Genomic DNA, 20865 nt, shown 5'->3' with positions numbered 1-20865 from the left:
CCCACTGCAGGTATCGCTGCCTCACATAGTTGGGTAGCACCACCAGCATCGACCTTGGGCGTGGTCCAAGCCATCAGGTAAGCGATTGATATTCATTAGGAAGAGCCTATTCCCACGCGTCCGTAGATTGCGGATACTGGGTGGACCACCGCGTTTAGGCGGTCCAGTAGACGTTAGGCTGCAAATCAAGATCAGGGGAAACTGATGGCAAAGCGGGAAGATCTACAAGACTGGGTCATTGCAGCGCTGAAAGCCCACGCTGGGTCAGCTAGCATCGTGCAGGTTGCAGAGCATATCTGGACGCACTACGAGAAAGATCTACGCGCATCAGGCGAACTTTTCTTTACATGGCAGTACGACATGCGCTGGGCGTGCACCCGCTTGCGAGAGCGCAAAGTTGTTCAAGCCGCTGAGGTTTCAAAGCGCGGGGAATGGTGCCTTGCAGCCTAATAATTCATTCAAGCCGAACCCGCTTCGCGGCACGGCTTAATTCAGGCGACAGGCACCGCATGAAAGTTCGATGGCTATTTGTTGCATGGGGAATTTTTGCAGCTCTGGTTCTTTTCCTGCGTTTCGGTGTGGTCGGTCCACGAGAGTGGCTGACCACGCTCTATATCGTGGGTAGTCTTGCACTTGCCGGCGGAGCTGGCACCCTACTCAACATCCGCTTTCGTCGAGATCTTCTGGCTGTTGATCGAGCCACCTGGGAACACCTCACGCAATTTCCTGGGCTTGGTCCTGGCTGCCACAACAATTTTCGTGAGCTGGGCTGGATCGCACGACCGTCGTCTACTATCCCGCCCCACCTCAAACCGCTGTGGCTTCGGGCACGTAAGCTCGTCTGGCTACCAGTTGTTTGGTTCCTAACCACACCGGCAATCTGCATTATTGTAGGCGTCGGCGGTACCTAGCAATTCATTCAAGTCAGACCCGCTTTGCGGGCCAGCTTAATTCAGGCGTTAAATGCAATGAAAAGAGAACTTCCACTTCCAGATGGGGCTGCCGAGGACTTGGATGCCTTTGAGGTGGCACGGATTTGGGTAACACGGCAAGATCTTTTGGTATCCCTCAATATTGGCCTTTATCCACCAGAGGAGAGTGCTGGAGAGACGACTGCTTGGGGAGACATTCTGGCTGATACGGTCAAGCATTTGGCCAAAGCTCTCTCACTCCGCTACGACCAAAATCCGGCGGTGCTAGAGCAAGAGATCATTGCCAGGTGTAATCTGTCGCTCGGACAGTTCCGCAAAGACATCTCGGGCAGCCTTAAAGATTGCAGCTAACAAGTCATTTAAGCCGAACCCTCTTCGCGGGTCGGCTCAACCAGGCGTTAGGCGGCAGAGCAGACATGATCGCAACTCTATTTATCGCACTTCTCGCTGCTAGCTCGTCGACTGTGCCTGCCACTGAGTAACCCGCGCTTCAATGCAACATTGGACCGGCCTTGAAGCAGTTCGGAGGCAATGACTGGCTGGTGTATGGCTGCACCGATGGCCGTTCCGTAGTGATCACTGCCGACACGCCCAATCCCGCTACTCCGTTCTTCTTTATCCTCGCGCCGGACGGTAACGGTGGCATTAGGCTGTACGGCGAAGGTACTGGGACCGAGTCCGCCACCAAACCCGCGTATGACAGTCTCAGCAAGATGTCCAGCTCGGACCTGGCCGTGCTTTTTCAGGGGGCTAGTCGTGCCAGTCGGCGGTAAGCTGCCGCTGAACACTTCATTCAAGCCGAACACGCTTCGCGGGTCGGCTTAATTCCAACGCTACACCCCACAGGAGGGATTCTTGAGCCCCAAGCAACGCCATCGCCGCATCCCACAAGCTTTACTGTTGGCGATAGCCCTGATCTCGGGTACTTTGGCGACCCTCTTTGGCTTCTTCTACTTTTCGTTCTATTGGCCATATCGCTGCCTTTTCAACGAGGAGGGGCGCTATTTCGACGGGCGTAACTTAGTTGTCTATCACGAGCAGAACGGCCTGCTCATAGTTCCCGCTCTTGCATTCTTGGCGTCTGCGTTATTCTTTGCTGTCGTATGGTGGGTTCGCCGTCGGCCCGTCGGGAGCATCACGGATGGGCCCTAATAATTCATTCAAGCCGAATCCGCTCAGCGACGCGGCTTAATTCAGGCGTTAGGTCGCAAGGGAGACCGCGTGGAAGGCCCAACCAACAAGCTCCTCATCGTCGGCGGCGCATTGAGTGGCGCTGCAACACTGATACATCTTGCGTGCTTAGTAGTGGGCGCGCCACTGTTTCGCCTCTTGGGCGCCGGAGAGCAGATGGCGCATCTTCACGCTGAAGGCAGCTGGTATCCCACAGTGGTCACGCTCGCAATCGCCGCCGTCTTGACCACTTGGGGAGCGTACGCGCTCTCGGCCGCGGGCGTATTCCGGCCGTTTCCGCTACGTCGAACAGTCCTTACGGCGGTCACAGGCATTTACATCGTTCGCGGTGTAGCGTTCGTCCCGGTCATGGCCTACTTCCCTGGCAACAGCCTCACCGTCTGGGTCGTGAGCTCGGCGATCTGTCTCGCCATCGGTCTGGTGCACCTCGCGGGGCTTTGCCAGTCGTGGGGCAGACTGCGTCAGCTTGCGGCCTAACAATTCATCCAAGCCGAACCCGCTTCGCGGGTCGGCTTAATTCAGGCATTAGGTAACCCAGATGAACTTAATCGTGCCGCTTACCGAAGACCTGTCTGTCGGCGTTTTCACCCTAGACGTAGAAGACAACCAGTGAGATATCATCGGCACATTCGAATCTACACGCGCAGACCTTTCCGAGCGCGTGACAAGCCACGTGATACTAAACCAGGGAGCACCAGCCGGCTTCTTCATAATAGATCTCGACTATCCGACACGTTATGCATTTGCGGATGCCGGGTCGGTCGGACTAAGGTCATTTCTTTATTGCTAGCAACTACCAGGGTAAAGGCTTGGCGAGGCGCGAACTCCATAATCTTTCCACATATCTCCAGGCCCAACGAGTAAAGGCAAGACTGATATTCTTAATGGTAAGCTTTCGGAACACGGCAGCAGCGTCCCTGTATCGCAAGTGTGGCTTTGTCGATAATGGCAAGCTGCGCTTGGGTGGTTCGCGCGGGCCGCAGCACATTATGGCTCTACCGCTCACTTAACTATTCATCCAATCCGACGCCGCTTCGCGGCGCGGCTTAACTTAGGTGCTAGGCATAATGAAGATCAGTGCCCACGGCCTTGACCTGGAACTCAAACCACGGAGCGCCGCATCCGATGAGGGCTGGTTCCGCGTGAACGTCTCCGCTCGGACCACCGGTTTCGAGGGAAGTTTTGATGCGTGGCTCCAAACCGACGATATAGTGGCGTTCGAATCAGAACTCAGCTTGCTGTACAAGAATTTTGGCCAACCTGGCACCGCTGCTCTGGCGTCAGCTGAGCCCGACATTAAGATCGTTCTCACGATCGATCGTCTGGGAAGCATCGTTGGAAATTACTGGCTAGAGAGCGAACGCCCTGGTGGAGTGCCAACCCAACTGTCTGGTCGCTTCGAGGCAGATCAGAGCTACATTCCAGGCCTCCTAAGCGATCTTGAGACGCTCCTCACCAACGTCGGCGGCATTCGTGAGGCCTAACAGGTCGTTTGACCCGGGCAGGCAACGGCATTGCGCCACAAGGCCTGCTGGCGAGCGTGCGCTTTGTGGCGCAATGCCGTTGCCTGCCGGCCAGCTCCGATGCTAGAGGGCTATGGACAGTTCTGATGTCATCGCAGGTCTTTCACTAATTGTCAGTGTGGCATCTGCCTATATTAGCTACAGAGCCTACGCACTCCGTCGGGGTGCATGAGTTTGAGTCAACTCTCGTCGCATTTGAGAGAGATAAGTCTGAGCTGCTCATGCACGTGGAGCAGAGCCGTAACCTCTTCCCCTCAGCCGAGAGATTGAGCAACTACAGCTTATGTTGTCTCATGAGCCTCCCCAGGTGCAAAGCACCTTGAAGAGCTGCGACAATCTGTTCACTGAGTCCCTGCTTAGGCTTGTTGGCTCTGAGCGACAAGCCGGCCTGTTCTGGGATGAGATCTATAAGTGGCGTGACAAATCGGGCAGGAGTGCTTTCGCTCACCACACGCCAAGATTCAGGTTGCTAATTGAGAACGACTGCGCGGCGCACGCTCTGCTTTATTCTGCACACAGAAGGTAAGGGCGCAGCTGACACGCGCGCAGGAGCTTTTCAACAGAGGATTGCTTGGTTAGCCCTCTAACAGTTCATTCAAGCCGAAACCGCTTCGCAGCTCGGCTCAATCCAAACGTCAGGGCTTACCAGCATGTCTCGCGTCGCTAGATACAGAACAGTTTATGTTCTCATATTTGGGGGGCTGGGCGCGCTAACCTATGTTGCGGTCCGTGCGGCAGGCGGATCCAGCTCTGCATTACTTGCGGCCGGCCTCCTCCTTTTCATGCCTGGCAGGCTTCAGGGCTTGCTATTGCGGCCGCTGTTTCGAGGACAGCGCGCACTCGCCCACGGCAAGCCTGAGGAAGCGTTCCGCCACTTTCATTACCAGCTCAGTCAGCTCCAGGCCCAGCCGTGGCGGCGTCTCGCGCTATGGCTGGGTTGGTCTACGTACACTCCAAGCCTCGCTGCCATGGTCACCAACAACCTCGGAGCAGCTCACGCGGCGCTAGGTGAGCTTGAGCAGGCGCAAGCTGCGTGGAGACACTCATTGGCGCTAGACCATCTGTACCCGATTCCGTATGCCAACTTGGCGGCCGCGGCTGCCGCCCGTGGTGCATCCGACGAGGCCCACTCGCTATTGGGCCAAGCACAGGAACTTGGCTACAGCGGCGGTCCTTTGGATCAGGCCACGCATCGAGTGATGCAACTACTCGCCGCGGTGGAGTCTCGAGGGCCAGCGGCGTGAGGCCCTAGCAGGTCATTCAAGCTGATGCCGCTTTGCGGTGCGCCTTGGCTCAAGCTCTAGCCGATGGTGCAGCACATCAGTTGGTGACTTCGGCCTCGGTAGATTCGCTGGCAGCGGCCGGCAACGGTGCTTAGTCGCCACCATTGCTGGTTGCGATAAATTCGGCGATTTGCCCGCGCCCTTATCGCCACACTCCACTCATTGCTCTTGGATTAGGTGGCATCAGGTGCCGCCGTACCGCTGGGCAGGCTCCGTCTCGCAAACTATGGCAGACTCCGTCCAGGCGGCAGTGCTGGGGAGCATAGTCGTACCATCCAAACTTTGCGGCACTTTACTTCAACCGTTAGGCCGCAGGAGGCAACATGCGCGCGCTTATGACGAGTTTTGGCAGATTTGTTCAGCCGTCACGTCGACCCGCAACTATTTCCCTGCTCCTGATCACGACGCAGCAAGGGATATCGCTCTTTACGTCGAGGCCATCGCAGGCAGAGGCCCTTTCGCGAGACAACAATTTCAGTACTCTTGTATCGGGGCTTGCTCTGACAATCAAACGGAGCTGTCCTGGTTGCGGCTGGATGAGATCCAGTCGGCCCGGAGAAGTGACTGCGGCCCAATGACTCTGAAGCATCCGGACTGTTGTGAAATCGAGGTTGGCTCAGGCGTCGGACAGTTCCCTAAGGTGTTCCGGGTGTACGGCAGCAACTACATGAACAAGACAATCTTCGTTCGCGTATCCGTTGATGTAGGCATGACACTGGCGGGTCAGCGGATTAACAACTCCATCAAGCCGATGCCGCTCTGCGGTGCGGCTTGACTCAAGGGTCAAACTCGGGGAAAGCATGCGACGCATACTGCTAGTTCTACTTGCCACACTCATTCCAGCAACTTCCTTCGCAGGAGTTCCCTTCGAGGCCACGCTTGAGGAAATGGCGCAAGGGGCTGATCACATCTTGATTGGCCGCGTTACCGGCGTTGACATGATCGACGGCCGGGGCAGACCCATTCGGGACAGGAAAGCAATGACTGGCCCTGGGCTCAAGAACACCATCAGGCTACTCGTTGCGGTTGACGAGGTTCTTATCACGAATGCGGCTTCTGTACCGAAAGTTCTGGCGGTTCCGCTGGCCAGTCATCTGCACTACAATCTTGGGCAAATTACTGATGCACACGCCGGCGATACGACGGCGCGACTTGCGCTCCTTCAAAAAAACTTTGTTGGCATAAAGCCCGGCGTTTTCATGCGTCCTGTTAGCGACAAGGATGAAGCTCTTCGCATCTACCACGCTACGCATCCATAGGCCCCCGGCCCGGTGATTCATTCAAGTCGAACCCACTCCCAGGCTTGGCATATTCAAGTGTCAGGCGCCGCACCTCAGTGATTGCAGCATGAGGGGCGAAAGCGAACAACGATCAGTCCCAAATCATTGGCGGCAGGTATTTCGGGATGTCGTAGCTGCCTTCGCCACTGCCGACTATCGTCTCGGAGGAATTCCAGGAGTCGAGCCAATCTCAAGTCAGACGGCCACTCAGATTCAACGCAGCATCCATAGCTATGGCGCCACATTGACGGCGCTCCCGGATGAGACTTGGGGTTCTTCTGTTTGTATCTGGACCGGTAGCAACTGGGACGTGCTTGTCGACCTGTGGACCCAAGAAGAGGGTCGGGGTGACCTAGTGCTCCATGCCCAGGTTACCGACGCTGCTTTCTCGGTTAAAGTTCATCTGGTCTATGTGCCGTAAGTGGGTGGCACCTACCACTTCATTCAAACAGACGCAGCTTCGCGTCGCGGCTTAATTCAGGTATAAGGCGCATGACCGATCTTACTCGCAAGCTTCAGTTTGCGCTTCAGACAGATGGCGATTGGCCACCTGTCTCTAGCGAGGCAGTCTGGTGTAAAAGCGTTGGGACTGCATTCCAGTTGAAAAATGCGCCATTTTTTATCAAAGGCGTGGCAGTTGGCGATATCTTTAAGGCTGAGCCTGATCCAGTCAACAACCACATCTTTGAGTTTGAGGTCACTCAGTCCTCCGGACATTCCCTCATCTGGCTTCTCAACAGCATTCAAGAAGACGCTGGCCCAGTACTGTCACAGCTTGGGCGGCTTGGCTGTTCAATCGAAAGCCTGCAGAGATTCTCGATTCATGCGATTGATGTCCCACCTCACGTTCCAGAGGCAGAATTGAGTGCTCTTTTGGACCTCGCCGATAACACAGGATTTGATCTTGCATTTCCGGTTTGGAGGCGCCAGTGAGACCCGTTCCATGAGGGGCCACCCACGCGCCCCGCAACGCTGCACCGTCGGCTACGGCTACTACCCCGACAGCCACCAACGCATCCCAACGCTGCGCCTACGCGTCCGCTGGCTGGAACAACTGGGCTTCACCATCGGCAGCAAGCTCGACATCCGCATGCGCAACGGTGAGCTGGTCGTGACCGTGGCGCCCAAGGACTAGGCGGGTGAGCCATGCAGCACACATGCCCAAGCCCGCATCGAGTGCAATGCATTTTATTACCACGCCCGGCGTGCTCGCCGCTCCTCGTGCAGGACAAAGATGGAGCACCAAACCGTCGTCCTGCATCTCACGTTGGAACAACTCGACTACGGCATAGCACACGGTCATGGGCAGCCGCGCTGGCATAACGAACGTTTGCCGCAAACGCTGCAGCAATTGACGGCCATGGACGACTCGGCGAGGATTGTTTTCACACCGCACACGGGCAGCCCCAGTAATGGTCAGGCGACTTTGGAGGTTGGGATGGAGTTGATGCTTCTATTGGGTGCGGTACTTGCTCTTGGCAATATCGTCGCATCGGTTGCAGTGCTTCGCGTTTCGACGCTGTCGCCATCACAACGCGCATTGCAAGTTGCTGTCATCTGGCTTGTTCCAGTCATTGGCGCGGTGGTTTGTGCGGCATTTGCTTCTTCTCAGGCAGCTGGCTCCACATCGTCCGATACAAGTGACCCGTTCTATCTGTCATCCGATGGTGGCGCATCGGGTGGTCAGGACATTGGTTTTCCCGGTTGCGATGCGGGGGACTCTGGCTGCGCTGGGAGCAGTGACTAGTGGCGACACCCGGCAATTCATTCAAGCCGGATCCACTTCGCGGGCTGGCTTAATCCAGTTGTTAGACCAACTAGAGATATTTCGAGAGAGACAGATGATTCTTTGGGGATGGGGCGAGCGGGTGCTGACCTTCGACCTGGCAGAACATGAGTACTGCCAGAGGTGCGAGCAGAAGCAGGACTTCACACTGCGTCTCAAGTACAAGTACGGACACTTCTACCATCTCTTCGGGTGGGTCATCTCCAAGCAGTACCAGCTCAGTTGTCCTGTTTGCTCCCACGGCTGGGTTGTTAACGCTTCGGCGGCAGAAGCGCAGATCGGGTGCAACCCAGTGCCGTTCCATCAAAGATCAGGATGGGTCGTCATGCTTGCGCTTGCAGCAATCATTTGGTTTGCAGCCGTGACGTATCGGCATGCGGCCTGAGAATTCACTCAAGCCGGAACCACGTCGCGGGTCGGCTTGACCTGGCGATCAGGCTCTATGAGAAAGATCATTGCAGCCCTTGCTTCTCTCCTCTTCGCATCAGGCGTAGCCTGCTCGGCATCCACTCCGACAATTGATGTCTCTGGTCTCTCTGAGGCTTCCATGAGCTTCGATCAGGATGGAGTTGGACCATTCCTGCATGAGTTGTCTGGCTCTGTCAGTACCAATCTAGACGCCGACGCACTCAAAGAATCAATCGATGCGTTGCCGGTTGAGACAATGAGCAGCTGGGAGTTCTCGGCCACCTTAAATGGTAAACGCCAGCGCTTGGTGGTGGTTGCGTTCAAGGATGATGTGGACGCCCCTGACCTTGCGTTCTACACCTCACCGGAGCTAGCTGCCAAGGTTCAGCAACAACTTGAATCATTTGCGCAGGCTCAGGGGTGGTAGGGCCCAACACCTCATTTAGGCGTTAGGCCGCTCTGCACATGTGCACACATCCGAAATCAACAAAGACGTCAGTTGGATATCGCGCGCTTCGGCGATTGGCTGCGCTACTGGTGGTCTTCGGTGCTTCCGTTACGCTCACCTGGTGGCATCACACCAAAACTCTTTCGCCCTGCGCCACTTTTGCCTCCACCGCAAGAGACCCGGTCGCGTGTCATTCTGGCCTTTGGCTGTTCGGCATGTCCTGGGCGGGGCTTGCCGCTTTTCTGCTTACGCTCTTCGGCGTCTGCTTGCTCTTCTCATGGGCATGGTCCTTGACTCGCCGCAGGCGAAGCTAAAGCCTTAAAATCTGTCCAGTCGCCCAGCGATCCGATCTCCTAGTCACGCCTTACCGCCAAGGAAAGCATGTTCTCCATCTTCAAGAAGAAAGCTGCTCCATTACTGATCGTTCGCGCCGATGGGCGAGAGTTGTGCCGCGTTACCGAGAGCAATGTTCCGTGCGAGATCAAGCCTTCTGCGTGGTTGAAGGCCAATAGCATCCTGGAGTTTGCCGACTCGGCGGGGGAGGTGCACCGGCATGAACTTGGTACTGCGACCGGGTGGTTCCACTTCTCGGTTCGCGTACATCCCAACCTCGGGTGCCAGGCGGACTGCGTCATTTCGCAGACCGAGCAGCTCGATCCGGACGCATTTGCGACCGGCAAGGCATCCGGGATCAGGTTTCAGCCGTTCTTCCTGCCGGGTGCCAGCGTCAACAGTTCCGCCCTTGCAGGCAAGGGGCTGTTTGCCAGGGGGCTGCACTTCAACGGCTTGGTCACAAATAGCAACGTGGTGCTTTCCTGCGAATGCGACCATTGCAAGCGTTCGTTCCTGATCCGCTCCTACCACGCCGGCTTTAGCAACGCGGGATACTTCTACTCGGGGTCTGGCAACTACACCATCACGGTCGGCAGCCATCTGCCTGGCAGCCCTGCAGCGCTGTCCGATCCGGATACCGAAGCGCTTGCTGCGCTGGAAGATGCACTGCCGTTGGCGCCGGATGGGTCGCGCTACGCCTACCTCAATCCCTTCCGCTGCCCGCATTGCTCCGAGCCTTACATCGATTTTGAGGCGAACCCGGGTTTGCGGGCGGGCGAGTATTACGGGAATTACTTCGAGGGTTCGACGCTGTTGCGATACGCGCCGGCGGATGTCTAGCATCCTTCCTGATAACTCCATTGTTGCGTTGCTGCTGGTCTGGCCTTGCTCGCTAGATAACGCTTCCCTAACAGTTCTGCACCCGCTTGAGCGGGCGTCTAATGACGCGTCGCTTGCTGTAAAACATCGGCCTTTTGGATGTCGTGACGTCACGCTGCCGCTGACCCAGCGCGCAGGCTCCTGTGTTGCAACGCGAGTCCAAGGCATTAAAATCAAGGCCGTGGTGTGTGTCAGTGACCGCCTGCGCAGTGCAGGGCCATCGCCAGGCGGATCGGTTCAACCATCAACGAAGGAATGCTCATGTTGAAACCAGCAGATACCAAGCTCTATTCCAAATTGGTCGGCGCCAGCATTGCCATCGGCGCAGGCCTTGGGGCGGCCCTCGGGGGAGCAATGGGCAACCTAGCTCAAGGCATCGGCCTGGGTCTCTCGCTTGGCTCCGTGTTCGGCATTGCCTTGGCGCGCCGGCGTGGGGCCATCTGACGCCTGCATGAGTTGACAGGGGCATGTCGCTAGGCCGATGGCGCTGTGCCGCTGGGGCCGACCTTGATACCGTCTGGTAACCGCTGTGAAATGCGGCCTTGGCAGCGGATCCGCAGCTGTTTCGATACCGCCCCTCGATGCCGGTCGGCAAGGCACTTTCATGCGCTACCATTCGCCGATGAATATTAGATCGTGTCTTGCAGTGTTCCTGCTCGGTGTCTGTGCATCGGTTTCAGCCCAAGGGATTTCGCCCGCCACCACGCGCGAGGTCGGTCAGCTTTTCAGGGTCCTTGAACAATCCAACTGCGAATTTTCGCGCAATGGGTCGTGGTACGCGGCGCCGAAAGCCAGCGAACATCTGCAGCGCAAGTACGACTACTTGCAGAAGAAGGGGCTGGTGACGTCCACCGAGTCCTTTATCGAACTTGCCGCCACCAAGAGCAGCATGTCGGGCAAGCCGTATCAGGTGCGTTGCGGCAATGCTACGCCGGTATCGAGCCAATCCTGGTTCACCGGCAAGCTGCGGGAGCTGCGCAAGTAGTCGGCAGGCGTCAGCATCAGGCCCTGCGCTGCGGCATCTGCCTTGCAGCGCCGCCTGTTGTAGGCGCTGGCAACGCCGCTGGACAGTTTCTGTGGACCGGCAGGCCGAAGGCGATGGTTGCACCATCGGCCTTGGAAAAACCCGGCGTCAGCTCAGGCGATCAGGCAAGATGACGCGTGGTGCTATCGCGCGCCGAAGATATGCTGATGTAGATCAGGCAACGCGCAGCCGCTGCACTGCACCAGCGCTGCCATCGCGCTCGTCGGCCACAAACGCACTCACTGCATCCTGCAGCTGCGCGGCATGGTCGCCCATGGCGCGTGCGGCGGCGCTGGCGTCCTGCATGCGGGTGACGCCGTCGCGCATGTCCGTATCCACACCGGCGAGGGTGTGATGCACCTGCGCGATGCTGCCCGCCTCTTGTTGTGAGGCGGTGGCGATCCTGCTGAGCGTGCTGCTGACCTGGCCGATGGTGGCGACGATGTGCTGCATGCCTTCGCCTGCGTGGCGCACCTGTTGCACGCCGGCCTGCATATGCGTGACCGATTCGCCGATCAGGGTCTTGATCTGGCTGGCGGCGGTGGACGAGCGCAATGCCAGCGCGCGCACCTCGCCGGCGACCACGGCAAAGCCGCGGCCTTCTTCGCCGGCGCGTGCGGCTTCGACCGCGGCATTGAGGGCGAGGATATTGGTCTGGAAGGCGATGCCGTCGATGACCGAGACGATGTCCTGGATGCGGCGCGAGGCCTGTTCCATCTGCTGCATGGTGCCCATCGCCTGGTGCATGGTGTCGCCGCCACTGCGTGCGGCCTCGGAGGCGGCGGCGGTGAGCTTGTCGGCGTCGGCCGCCTGCGCGGTGTGCTGCTGCATGGTGCCGAGCACGGCCTGCATCTGGGTGGCGGTACGGCCCAGGGTGGCCGACTGCCGCTGCACCTGCTGCTCCAGCGCATCGTTGCGGGTGAGGATCTGGCCGGCGGCGTGATTGATCGCGGTGCTGGAGCTGCGGATCTGCGCAATGATGCGCGCCAGCTCGTCGGCGGTGGCATTGGCGTCGCGCTTCATCTGCTCGAACACGCCTTCGCAGTGACGGTCGATGCGCTGCGACAAATCACCACGCGACATCGCCGCCAGCATGCGGCGCATGTCCCGCAGGCTGTCGTCGGTGATGGCGAGGAACTGGTTGACGCCCTCGGCCAGCTGCCCGAGCGTGCCGCTGCTGGCGTGCCCCTGCAGACGGGCGCCGAGCTCGCCACGCGTCGCCTGTGCAATGACGGTGGCCAGCTGTTCTTCCAATGCCAGGTCCTGCGTGCGGTCCTGCCACTCCACCACCACGCCCAGCGAGGCGCCGTCGTGATCGCGAACGGGGGTGATGTTTTCCTGCAGCTGCAGCGCCGCCAGCGCGCGCGTCCTGCTGGTGCCGGCGTCATGCCCGGCCTGCACCGCATCGGCCAGTGCGCTGTGCAGCACCTGTGGGTCGACCTGCGTGCTCAGTTGCTGGAACGACTGGTTGCGATAGATGGCAGCGCCCTGCCCGTCGACGATGGCCACGGCCATTGCCGATGCATCCAGCGCCAGGCGGATACGGCGATTTTCCAGCAGCAGTTGCTGCTGTTGGGCGATGCGCTCTTCCACCTGCACGCTCATGCGCACCAGCGCCTGCGCCAGCGAGCCGCTGCGGAAGGGCTGCTGCAGGATGGCTGGCGGCAAGGTCGCGCCGGTGGCCAGGGTGTCGGCCAGTTCGACCAGTGCCTCGGCCTCGTGGTCGAGGGCGTCGACCTGGCGGCGCAGTTGAATCGCCATCACGCAGACGAAGGCGGTTTCGACGATTACATAGCCGGCATGCAGCACCACGATGCCGAAGCCGCTGCCGACGGTGAACGCCTGCACCGGCATGCCGCGCGATTGCAGCCAGTAGAACGCCAGGTGATGCACGGCGATGGCGCCTGCGGCGACCACCACCGGCAGCCAGTCGCGGTAGTACAGCAGCAGCGCCAGGATCACGAATACACCGAAGTGCATTTCCACCAGGCCATGCGCCTGCTGGATGGTGGCCGCGACCAGGGCCATCAGCACCAGCGCATTGGTGATGCGGGTCAGGCGCGTACCGGGGTTGGCCTGCACTTGCCAGGCCATCAGCAACAGGCTGGGCAGCGTGACGGCGACAAACGTGGTCCATTGGCCCTGGTACCAGGCCAGGCCCAGCGAGCCGATGCCCTGCAGCACGGCCAGCCACAGAAACAAGCGGTCGGCCTTGATCGCCAGGCGAGTGGCGTAGGTGGAGGTCGGCGGTGCCGATGCGGACAGTTCCATCATGACAGCGACTCCACGGCACAAGGACAAGGGGACACCAGCGCGGCACCGGGGGTGCGCGCCAGGACATCGGGTAACCAGCGCGACCACTCCGCCGCGCCGGCCGTGCCGCACACGGCGCCACCGTCTGCAGGGCCGGCATAGCGCGGTTGGCCGTCGGCGCCGAGCAGCCACACGGCATAGCCGCTGCCACGCAATGCAGGGGTGTCGAGCATGCGCACCTGCCCGCCACGCGCGCGCACCGCGCTGCTGAGCACGGCCCAGGCGCGATCGGCGGCCAGATCGCTACACGCACAGGCGCCTGCGACGCCGATCAGCATCGGCGTCTGCTGCGCGGCCGGCAGGCTGGCCTGGACCTGCGTCCACGCACTTGCCACGTCGTTGGCGTGCGCAGGTGGCGTGGTCCAGGCCACGGCGATCCAGCCGCACCATAGCGCGAGCAGGGCAGCGCCCAGGGTGCGTCGCGTTGAGGCGGACAAGGTGCCGAAGACAGGCATGGCGGGGCGGATTCACGAGATCAGGTGAGCCCTTATCGGATACCGGTGCATGCGCTTGAGCAGGCGTGCGATTGAAATTTGCGATGGCGGTGATAGCGCGCGGCCGGCCCATGATGCCGCAAGGGTTTGCGGGCTGCGGCCCTGATAGTGGCGCCATCGGGCGTTTATCCGGCGCGGGATTTTGTGAGCACCATTTCACAGTGCCATTGGTACACCGGCGTGCCGGCGGTGCCGCAGAGACGGCGGCGGCAACGTGCGCGGCGGCCAACGCGGCAGCTCGCTGTTGGCGTAAGGCGGCCGTGATGCCCTCACCCGTGGTGTGGATCACGCGCCGGACTGCGCCTGTCGACAGCAGCGGCGCACGACACGCCCTCGCCGGGGCTGACCCGCGCTTGAGGGACCGAAGACCGATGCGCCACCAATGCACGGCAGCCCTTGGCAAACGTGGCATCGGCCCACTGCTGCATCCCTGTCCCGCACACCGACGATCAAGCAGCGCGCCGACTGGCCCACCCGGCAGTCAGCGCCACCAGCTTCCTCTTCATTACGGCAGGCGGATGCCTATGCCATCGCTTCGTCGGCATCCAGCGTAACCGCCGCCTGCTGGGCACGATCGAAGCGTTCGCGTGCGGAGCGGATGGCGGCATGGTTTTCGCCTGCCCAGTTGAGCAGCTGCGAGATCGGGTCGAGCAGCGCCACGCCTAGCTTGGACAAGGCATATTCCACGCTGGGCGGCTTGGTTGCGTAGACCTTGCGGGTGATCATGCCGTTGCGCTCGAGGTTGCGCAGGGTCTGGGTCAGCATCCGCTTGGAGATGTCCGGCACGGCGCGCTGGATGGCGCTGAAGCGGGAGGGACCGGGAATCAGCGTCAGCAGGATCAACATGGTCCATTTGTCGCCGATCTGATCGAGCACGTCGCGCACCGGGCACTTGGTCGCATCGAACGGCATGCCTTGCAGGGACGGCGGCGGTGGAAACAGAGCAATCGCGTTCACTGGGATATCTCACGGTAACCAGGGGGTGGAAAACTGCCTCCTTGCGGAGGTTCGAACGGCCCTGACAATAGGTGCGCGGACCAAGAGTCTAGATAGTAGACCACACCTCTTATCAATACCTACTGGAGTTCACCATGGCACACACCTCCCCCCTGATCCTCGTCACCGGCGCCAGCGGGCAGCTGGGCGCATTGGTGGTCGAAGCACTGCTGGCGCGTGTCCCGGCTGGTCGGATCGTAGCAACGGCCCGCGATACAGCGTCACTCGCGCAGTTCGCAAAACGCGACATCAACGTGCGTCGCGCCGACTATGCGGACCCGCAGAGCCTGGACCAGGCCTTCGCGGGCGTGGGCCGGGTGCTGCTGGTGTCGTCCAACGCGGTGGGCGAGCGCGTGCCGCAGCACCGCAACGTGATCGAGGCGGCCAAGCGCGCCGGCGTGGACCTGCTGGCCTACACCAGCGTGCTGCACGCCGATACCAGCACGCTGTCGCTGGCACCCGAGCATGTCACCACCGAAGCGCTGCTGCGCGACAGCGGCGTGCCGCATGTGCTGCTGCGCAATGGCTGGTACACCGAGAACTACACCGGTTCGATCGCGGCCGAAGTGGCGCATGGCGCGGTGATCGGCAGCGCCGGCGAGGGCCGGATCAGCGCGGCCACGCGCGCCGACTATGCCGAGGCCGCCGCAGCGGTGCTGGCCGCCGACACGCCGCAGGCCGGCAAGGTCTACGAGCTGGCCGGCGATACCGCCTTCACGATGGCCGAGTACGCCGCCGAGGTGGCGCGGCAGTCCGGCAAGCCGGTGGCCTACCACGACCTGCCCGAAGCCGACTACGCGGCGGCGTTGGTGCAGATCGGCCTGCCGGCCGCCTTCGCACAGGTGCTGGCGCAGTGCTCGGCGTCCTCCCGTGGCGGCAGCCTGTTCGACGACAGCCACACGCTGAGCCAGCTGATCGGCCGCCCGACCACGTCGCTGCCCGATGCGGTGGCGGCGGCGTTGCAGGCGGCGCCGGCCGGCTGAGGCGAGCCCTGGCATCGCGCTGCTCGACACCCTGCAGCAGCACTGGCCCGGCAACCTGCCAGGCATTGAGTGATCCGGCGAAGGCGGGCGACGACCCGCCTTCGCCCCGCTCTGATTCACCGCCCCCTCGCCCGCTCGCGAGAGAAGGCAACCGCCGCGCCGCGGCCCTGTACGGCGTGCGGCTACGGCCTTGCACGGGCACGCGCATCCTGCTTCACCGTCTCCGCGTGGCCCTGCGTGGCCTGATGCCAGCATGGCGTCACAGGTCCCCGGCGCCCGACCTGCGCGCCGATGGGCCCGCCTTCGGTGCGTCGCACAACTGACACGCGCCGGACACGCAGCTGACACAGCCTTGCGCTGTGCAGGCCGCCAATGTCACCAAACTGACATCAAATCTAAATATAACTGCACGCATTGCCGCACCGTCAGGACGACCGGTCGCCCTGGTGGCGTGCCGGTGCCGTGTTCGCCGCCCCGCCGGGCAGCGCCGGCCTGATGCTGCCGCCGACCCGTTTCCCTTGCACGAGCCGGACCCATGAAAAAACGCAATCTCGCCACCGTCCTGTGCGCCCTCAGCGCGACCGCCAGTGGCAGCACGCTGGCTGCCGAGCTGGAGCTGTACGTGGACCGCAAGACCAAGCAGATCTTCGCCGAGCCGGCCCCGGGCCGCGACAAGCTGGGCAAGTTCGTGCAGGTGGACGAGAACGGCAAGCTGCCGGCGTCGGCGATGCCGGCCGCCCCGGCATTGCCGCCCGCCCCTGCAGCGCCGGTGCCAGCCGATACCGCCATCGCCCAGGCCGCACCTGTGCCCGCACCAGCGCCGGCCAAGGCCAGCGAAGCCGGCAAGAAGTGGTACGACAAACTGAGCCTGCGCGGCTACACGCAGATCCGCTACAACCAGGGCATCGGCGGCGACGCGCAGGATCTGCGCGCACCCGGCGACCGCTTTATCGGCAACGACCAGAGCCTGGGCATCCGCCGCGCGCGCCTGGTGCTCAGCGGCGATCTCAACGAGCACGTGTCGCTGTACTTCCAGCCGGACTTTGCGAGCACGCCGACCGGGTCGACCACCTCCAACTTCGCGCAGCTGCGCGATGCGTATGCCGACATCTACTTCGACAAGAAGCGCGAGTACCGCGTGCGCGTGGGCCAGTCGAAGATGCCGTATGGCTGGGAGAACCTGCAGTCCAGCCAGAACCGTCTCACGCTGGACCGCGCCGACGCGCTCAACTCCGGCCTGCGCGACGAACGCGATATCGGTGCGGTGTTCTATTACAGCCCCACCGTGGCCAAGGGCCGCTTCCAGGACCTGGTCAAGTCAGGCTTGAAGGGCTCGGGCGACTACGGCGTGATCGGTGCCGGCGTGTACAACGGCCAGGGCGCCAACCGCGCCGAGCGCAACGACAGCATGCATGCGGTGGTGCACGCCACCTACCCGTTCAAGTTCGCCAACGGCCAGTACCTGGAAGTGGGTGCCGACGCCTACAGCGGCCGCTTCGTGCCGACCGCGGCGGCGGTCAACATCGGTGGACGCAGTTTCACCCCGGCCATCACCGACCCGAACGGCTACACCGACCAGCGCGTGGCCGCGCACATCATCTACTACCCACAGCCGTTCGGCCTGCAGGCCGAGTGGACGGTGGGCCGTGGCCCGGAGCTGGATGTGGAACAGCGGCGCATCCGCACCCGCTCGCTGAGCGGCGGCTATGTGCAGGCGATGTACAAGCACGATGGCAGCTACGGCACCTTGCTGCCGTACCTGAAGTGGCAGACCTACCGCGGCGGCTCCAAGTTCGATACCAATGCGCCGCGCATGCGCCTGGACGAAGTGGAAGCCGGCGTCGAGTGGCAGCCGATGGATGCGCTGGAACTGGTGTTCGCCTATTCCAAGATGAAGCGCACCGACGTCACCACCGCGCCGTATCCGGTGGTGGAAGGCGACCTGCTGCGGCTGCAGCTGCAGGTCAATTACTGACCCCTGCCCGCCGATGGAAAACGAACAAGCCCCCGCATGCGGCGGCTTGTTCGTTGTTGCTTCACCGGTCGTGGCTAGCCGTTACGCTGGCAGGATGGTACTCGCCTCGACCCTGGTGCCTTGACCGCCGATCCAGTGCCGGCACCGGCGTGCTAGCGGGCTGCCAGCTCTCCACGAATGATCTCTGCGCCCGCACTGAGCGCCTTGAGCTTGCCCCTTGCGACGTCCCGGGCAAGCGGCGCCATCCCGCAGTTGGTGGACGGGTAGAGTTTGTCGGCATCGACAAAGCGAAGCGCCTTGCGCAGCGTCTCGGCCACCTCCTGCGGTGTTTCGACGGTATTGCTCGCCACGTCGATGGCCCCGACCATCACCTTCTTGCCGCGCACCAGTTCGATCAAATCGATCGGCACGTGCGAGTTGTGGCACTCCAGCGAGATGATGTCGATCGACGATGTCTGCAGCTTTGGAAACGACTCTTCATACTGGCGCCACTCCGAGCCCAGGGTCTGTTTCCAGTCGGTATTGGCCTTGATGCCGTAGCCATAGCAGATATGGACGGCGGTCTCGCACTTGAGCCCTTCGACCGCGCGTTCGAGGGTGGCCACCCCCCAGTCGTTGACCTCGTCGAAGAAGACATTGAAGGCCGGCTCATCGAACTGGATGATATCCACGCCGGCCGCTTCGAGCTCCCTGGCTTCCTCATTGAGGATCTTGGCAAATTCCCATGCCAGCTTTTCGCGGCTTTTGTAGTGCGCATCAAACAGGGTGTCGATCATCGTCATGGGACCGGGCAGCGCCCATTTGATCGGCTGCCGGGTCTGCTGGCGCAGGAACCTGGCATCGTCCACGAAGACGGGCTTGGGGCGGCTGACCGCGCCAACCACGGTCGGCACGCTGGCGTCGTAGCGATCGCGAATCCTGACGGTTTCGCGCTTTTCGAAATCGACGCCACTGAGGTGTTCGATGAAGGTGGTGACGAAATGCTGGCGGGTCTGCTCGCCATCACTGACGATATCGATGCCGGCATGCTGCTGTTCCTGCAGCGACAGGCGCAATGCGTCCTGCTTGCCTTCGATCAGTTCGGCGTCCTGCAGCTTCCAGGGAGACCAGAGTTTTTCCGGCTGCGCGAGCCAGGAAGGCTTGGGCAGGCTACCGGCGGTAGATGTGGGGAGCAGCTTTTTCATGATGAGTGGTGTCTTGCGTTCCTGTTGGTTAGACAGCGTGGCTGGAGGCCCACTGCGCGAGCATCGTCCCGTAGGGCCTGATGAAGTGCTCTTCGGTGAATTTCCCCTGCGTCACCGCGAGCTGGCTGCGCTCTTCACGGTCGTAGACGATCTGGGTAGCGGAATAATCCTGGTGCTTCAGGCTCGGCTGGTAGATGGCCCCTGCCGCGGAATTGGCGTTGTAGATCTCTGGCCGGTAGATCTTCTGGAACGTTTCCATGGTGCTGATGGTGCCGATCAGCTCGAGGTTGGTGTAGTCGTTGAGCAGGTCGCCGATAAAGTAAAAAGCCAGCGGGGCAACGCTGTTCGGCGGCATGAAATAGCGCACCTGCAGGCCCATCTTGGCGAAATACCGATCGGTCAAGGAGAAGTCGTCCTGCCGGTATTCGATGCCCAGGATGGGATGCCGGTTTCCGGTTCGATGATAGAGCCTGCTGGTGGAGACGCTGATGCAGATGACCGGCGGTTTGGTGAAACGCGCCGTGTAGGCGTCCGAGTCCACGAAGTGCTTGAACAGCGTTCCGTGCAGGCTGCCGAAATCGTCCGGGATGCTGAAGCCGGACGCATCCTGATTGTGCGCTGGCAGCAGCACGCTGAAATCGTAGTCGCGCACGTAGGAGGAGAAGTTGTTCCCTGCAATGCCCTCGATGCGCGCGCCGGTGGTCTTGTCGAGGATGCTGGGCTTCAGGATCTCGATCAGCGGAAAGGCATCGCTGCGTTCGCGCGCATCGATGTGCATCTGGACCGAGATGATGTCCAGTTCGACAGCGTAGCGGTCGCGCCCGGGGTTATCCCAATGCGCCAGGTCGTTGCAGCGGTTGTCGATCATCGCAAGCGTGTTGCGCAGGTTTTCCTGCCGACGCTGCCCTCTGGCCAGGTTGGCAAAGTTGGTCGTGTTGCGCGTATTGGCCGCGGGACGGTAGTCCTCGTCAAACCGGACGCTGTTGATGCTGAAGGTGAATTCTTGAGTCATTGCAAGCTGACGCCTTGTTTCCGAGTTGAATACGAGCGCAGGTCTCGGCGCAGGTATGGATACCCGCCGGGTGGATGCCGCCACTCCGGACCGGCGGACAATCACCCACCGATCCTGTGGCCGGCGACGGGTGTGGCGGCCCGCCGAGCAGCCGTGGGCTGGATGGCCTCAGGCCGCAGCCACGTCTTCTGCAGCGATGGCACGTGCCTGCCGCGTCAATGCGATCAGCGGCAGTGCCCGCTGCACCGCCAGCCTGGCCCGCTCGGCCAGGGCCTCGTTGTGCACGCGGTAGTCCAGGAAGTCGCGGTCGGTGGCGTAGACGCCCAGTGGCAACGTGCGTGCCTGGAAGAAGCTGAAAAGTGGCCGCAACTGGTGGTCGATCACCAATGCATGGCGCTCGCTGCCACCGGTTGCCGCCAGCAGCACCGGCGTGTCGATCAAGGCATCCTGATGGATGAAGTCGAAGAAGTGCTTGAACAGCCCGGTGAAGGAGCCGCGATAGACCGGCGTGGTCACCACCACGACGTCGGCCTGCTCCACCGCCGACAGTGCCTGCTCCACCGTTGCCGGCAGCTGCGAGCGCCACACTGCACCGGCAAACTGCGGTGCCAGCGCCCCGAGTTCGACCAGCTGTTGCTCGCACGGCACGGCCTCGGCGATCAGGCCCAGCAGGTGCTCGGCCAGGGCGACGGCCTTGGAGGGGCGCTGCAGCCCGCCGGAGACCGCGACGACGCGGAGGGGATGTGGCACGTTGACAGTCATGCGGGGTTGACCTGAAACGACGAACCCCGATGCTAGGGCCCGCATTCAATGAAGTAAAA

At 61.3% G+C, this 20865-nt stretch carries 21 protein-coding genes and 1 pseudogene; 16 read left to right on the top strand and 6 right to left on the bottom strand.

Annotated elements, in window-relative coordinates:
• Nucleotides 1-509: 509 nt before the first annotated feature.
• The 14 genes and pseudogenes from H7A87_RS01805 to H7A87_RS01735 all read left to right on the top strand — a co-directional run bounded on the left by H7A87_RS01805 (nucleotide 510) and on the right by H7A87_RS01735 (nucleotide 11048).
• Nucleotides 510-911, top strand: coding sequence for a hypothetical protein (locus H7A87_RS01805; protein WP_119129362.1), 402 nt, complete (start codon nucleotides 510-512; stop codon nucleotides 909-911).
• A gap of 57 nt (nucleotides 912-968) precedes the next feature.
• Nucleotides 969-1283, top strand: a complete 315-nt coding sequence (locus tag H7A87_RS01800; RefSeq protein ID WP_119129361.1) for a DUF5076 domain-containing protein — start codon at nucleotides 969-971, stop codon at nucleotides 1281-1283.
• 504 nt (nucleotides 1284-1787) lie between these two features.
• On the top strand, nucleotides 1788-2084 hold the full coding sequence (locus H7A87_RS01795; RefSeq protein WP_147421118.1) for a hypothetical protein: 297 nt from the start codon (nucleotides 1788-1790) through the stop codon (nucleotides 2082-2084).
• Nucleotides 2085-2153: 69 nt separating this feature from the next.
• On the top strand, nucleotides 2154-2600 hold the full coding sequence (locus tag H7A87_RS01790) for a hypothetical protein (RefSeq protein WP_119129358.1): 447 nt from the start codon (nucleotides 2154-2156) through the stop codon (nucleotides 2598-2600).
• Nucleotides 2601-3190: 590 nt separating this feature from the next.
• Entirely contained in the window at nucleotides 3191-3607 is a 417-nt protein-coding gene (locus H7A87_RS01780) for a hypothetical protein (RefSeq protein ID WP_119129356.1), read from the top strand.
• A gap of 2122 nt (nucleotides 3608-5729) precedes the next feature.
• Complete coding sequence (locus tag H7A87_RS01775) at nucleotides 5730-6188, top strand: hypothetical protein (RefSeq protein ID WP_147421116.1); 459 nt, start codon at nucleotides 5730-5732, stop codon at nucleotides 6186-6188.
• 513 nt (nucleotides 6189-6701) lie between these two features.
• Entirely contained in the window at nucleotides 6702-7142 is a 441-nt protein-coding gene (locus H7A87_RS01770) for a DUF4265 domain-containing protein (RefSeq protein WP_119129352.1), read from the top strand.
• 22 nt (nucleotides 7143-7164) lie between these two features.
• A pseudogene (locus H7A87_RS01765) lies at nucleotides 7165-7344 on the top strand (SymE family type I addiction module toxin); the annotation flags it as partial.
• A 99-nt stretch (nucleotides 7345-7443) separates the two neighbouring features.
• Nucleotides 7444-7956, top strand: coding sequence for a hypothetical protein (locus tag H7A87_RS01760; RefSeq protein ID WP_147421115.1), 513 nt, complete (start codon nucleotides 7444-7446; stop codon nucleotides 7954-7956).
• A 94-nt stretch (nucleotides 7957-8050) separates the two neighbouring features.
• Nucleotides 8051-8380, top strand: a complete 330-nt coding sequence (locus H7A87_RS01755) for a hypothetical protein (RefSeq protein WP_119130262.1) — start codon at nucleotides 8051-8053, stop codon at nucleotides 8378-8380.
• 57 nt (nucleotides 8381-8437) lie between these two features.
• A complete protein-coding gene (locus H7A87_RS01750) occupies nucleotides 8438-8830 on the top strand; it encodes a hypothetical protein (RefSeq protein ID WP_147421114.1) in 393 nt (130 codons plus the stop codon).
• A gap of 402 nt (nucleotides 8831-9232) precedes the next feature.
• Nucleotides 9233-10024 carry a hypothetical protein gene (locus H7A87_RS01745; protein WP_119129348.1) on the top strand — a complete coding sequence of 264 codons (792 nt, stop codon included), beginning with the start codon at nucleotides 9233-9235 and terminating at the stop codon, nucleotides 10022-10024.
• Between the two features lie 300 nt (nucleotides 10025-10324).
• Nucleotides 10325-10507 carry a hypothetical protein gene (locus H7A87_RS01740; protein WP_180496860.1) on the top strand — a complete coding sequence of 61 codons (183 nt, stop codon included), beginning with the start codon at nucleotides 10325-10327 and terminating at the stop codon, nucleotides 10505-10507.
• Nucleotides 10508-10709: 202 nt separating this feature from the next.
• The gene (locus tag H7A87_RS01735) at nucleotides 10710-11048 is read left to right on the top strand and encodes a YfeK family protein (RefSeq protein WP_232087909.1); all 339 of its coding nucleotides are present in this window, start codon (nucleotides 10710-10712) and stop codon (nucleotides 11046-11048) included.
• 213 nt (nucleotides 11049-11261) lie between these two features.
• Here H7A87_RS01735 and H7A87_RS01730 read toward each other — a convergent pair whose 3' ends face one another.
• The 3 genes from H7A87_RS01730 to H7A87_RS01720 form a co-directional block, all read right to left on the bottom strand.
• Nucleotides 11262-13361, bottom strand: a complete 2100-nt coding sequence (locus H7A87_RS01730; RefSeq protein WP_232087908.1) for a methyl-accepting chemotaxis protein — start codon at nucleotides 13359-13361, stop codon at nucleotides 11262-11264.
• Complete coding sequence (locus H7A87_RS01725; protein WP_115675703.1) at nucleotides 13358-13855, bottom strand: hypothetical protein; 498 nt, start codon at nucleotides 13853-13855, stop codon at nucleotides 13358-13360. The genes H7A87_RS01730 and H7A87_RS01725 overlap by 4 nt, the downstream gene beginning before the upstream one ends.
• A 561-nt stretch (nucleotides 13856-14416) precedes the next feature.
• The gene (locus H7A87_RS01720) at nucleotides 14417-14851 is read right to left on the bottom strand and encodes a helix-turn-helix domain-containing protein (protein ID WP_119129347.1); all 435 of its coding nucleotides are present in this window, start codon (nucleotides 14849-14851) and stop codon (nucleotides 14417-14419) included.
• Between the two features lie 134 nt (nucleotides 14852-14985).
• Here H7A87_RS01720 and H7A87_RS01715 point away from each other — a divergent pair, with 134 nt between their 5' ends.
• Both H7A87_RS01715 and H7A87_RS01710 read left to right on the top strand, forming a co-directional pair.
• Nucleotides 14986-15873, top strand: a complete 888-nt coding sequence (locus H7A87_RS01715; RefSeq protein ID WP_119129346.1) for an SDR family oxidoreductase — start codon at nucleotides 14986-14988, stop codon at nucleotides 15871-15873.
• A gap of 535 nt (nucleotides 15874-16408) precedes the next feature.
• The gene (locus tag H7A87_RS01710) at nucleotides 16409-17848 is read left to right on the top strand and encodes an OprO/OprP family phosphate-selective porin (protein WP_119129345.1); all 1440 of its coding nucleotides are present in this window, start codon (nucleotides 16409-16411) and stop codon (nucleotides 17846-17848) included.
• A 152-nt stretch (nucleotides 17849-18000) separates the two neighbouring features.
• On the opposite strand, the gene H7A87_RS01705 is transcribed toward H7A87_RS01710, so the two are convergent.
• From H7A87_RS01705 to msuE, 3 genes are all read right to left on the bottom strand, one after another.
• Entirely contained in the window at nucleotides 18001-19032 is a 1032-nt protein-coding gene (locus H7A87_RS01705) for a methionine synthase (RefSeq protein WP_119129344.1), read from the bottom strand.
• Between the two features lie 28 nt (nucleotides 19033-19060).
• Nucleotides 19061-20044 (bottom strand): DUF1852 domain-containing protein, encoded by a 984-nt coding sequence (locus H7A87_RS01700; RefSeq protein ID WP_119129343.1) that lies wholly within the window; start codon nucleotides 20042-20044, stop codon nucleotides 19061-19063.
• A 168-nt stretch (nucleotides 20045-20212) separates the two neighbouring features.
• Nucleotides 20213-20806, bottom strand: coding sequence for an FMN reductase (msuE, locus tag H7A87_RS01695; RefSeq protein WP_164739280.1), 594 nt, complete (start codon nucleotides 20804-20806; stop codon nucleotides 20213-20215).
• Nucleotides 20807-20865: the final 59 nt, after the last annotated feature.

It is taken from the genome of Xanthomonas sp. CPBF 426 (assembly GCF_903989465.1).
Taxonomy (GTDB): domain Bacteria; phylum Pseudomonadota; class Gammaproteobacteria; order Xanthomonadales; family Xanthomonadaceae; genus Xanthomonas; species Xanthomonas euroxanthea.
The sequence above is the reverse complement of the archived record's forward strand: the minus strand, read 5'-3'. Positions and strand labels throughout refer to the sequence as shown.

Bases quoted from the DNA above. Each gene is read 5' to 3' on its own strand.
- H7A87_RS01780 (WP_119129356.1), top strand. From the start codon at position 3,191: ATGAAGATCAGTGCCCACGGCCTTGACCTGGAACTCAAACCACGGAGC.
- H7A87_RS01805 (WP_119129362.1), top strand. From the start codon at position 510: ATGAAAGTTCGATGGCTATTTGTTGCATGGGGAATTTTTGCAGCTCTG.
- H7A87_RS01800 (WP_119129361.1), top strand. From the start codon at position 969: ATGAAAAGAGAACTTCCACTTCCAGATGGGGCTGCCGAGGACTTGGAT.
- H7A87_RS01730 (WP_232087908.1), bottom strand. From the start codon at position 13,361: ATGATGGAACTGTCCGCATCGGCACCGCCGACCTCCACCTACGCCACT.
- H7A87_RS01740 (WP_180496860.1), top strand. From the start codon at position 10,325: ATGTTGAAACCAGCAGATACCAAGCTCTATTCCAAATTGGTCGGCGCC.
- H7A87_RS01755 (WP_119130262.1), top strand. From the start codon at position 8,051: ATGATTCTTTGGGGATGGGGCGAGCGGGTGCTGACCTTCGACCTGGCA.
- H7A87_RS01725 (WP_115675703.1), bottom strand. From the start codon at position 13,855: ATGCCTGTCTTCGGCACCTTGTCCGCCTCAACGCGACGCACCCTGGGC.
- H7A87_RS01705 (WP_119129344.1), bottom strand. From the start codon at position 19,032: ATGAAAAAGCTGCTCCCCACATCTACCGCCGGTAGCCTGCCCAAGCCT.
- H7A87_RS01710 (WP_119129345.1), top strand. From the start codon at position 16,409: ATGAAAAAACGCAATCTCGCCACCGTCCTGTGCGCCCTCAGCGCGACC.
- H7A87_RS01770 (WP_119129352.1), top strand. From the start codon at position 6,702: ATGACCGATCTTACTCGCAAGCTTCAGTTTGCGCTTCAGACAGATGGC.
- H7A87_RS01750 (WP_147421114.1), top strand. From the start codon at position 8,438: ATGAGAAAGATCATTGCAGCCCTTGCTTCTCTCCTCTTCGCATCAGGC.
- H7A87_RS01775 (WP_147421116.1), top strand. From the start codon at position 5,730: ATGCGACGCATACTGCTAGTTCTACTTGCCACACTCATTCCAGCAACT.
- H7A87_RS01760 (WP_147421115.1), top strand. From the start codon at position 7,444: ATGGAGCACCAAACCGTCGTCCTGCATCTCACGTTGGAACAACTCGAC.
- H7A87_RS01700 (WP_119129343.1), bottom strand. From the start codon at position 20,044: ATGACTCAAGAATTCACCTTCAGCATCAACAGCGTCCGGTTTGACGAG.
- H7A87_RS01745 (WP_119129348.1), top strand. From the start codon at position 9,233: ATGTTCTCCATCTTCAAGAAGAAAGCTGCTCCATTACTGATCGTTCGC.
- H7A87_RS01715 (WP_119129346.1), top strand. From the start codon at position 14,986: ATGGCACACACCTCCCCCCTGATCCTCGTCACCGGCGCCAGCGGGCAG.
- msuE (WP_164739280.1), bottom strand. From the start codon at position 20,806: ATGACTGTCAACGTGCCACATCCCCTCCGCGTCGTCGCGGTCTCCGGC.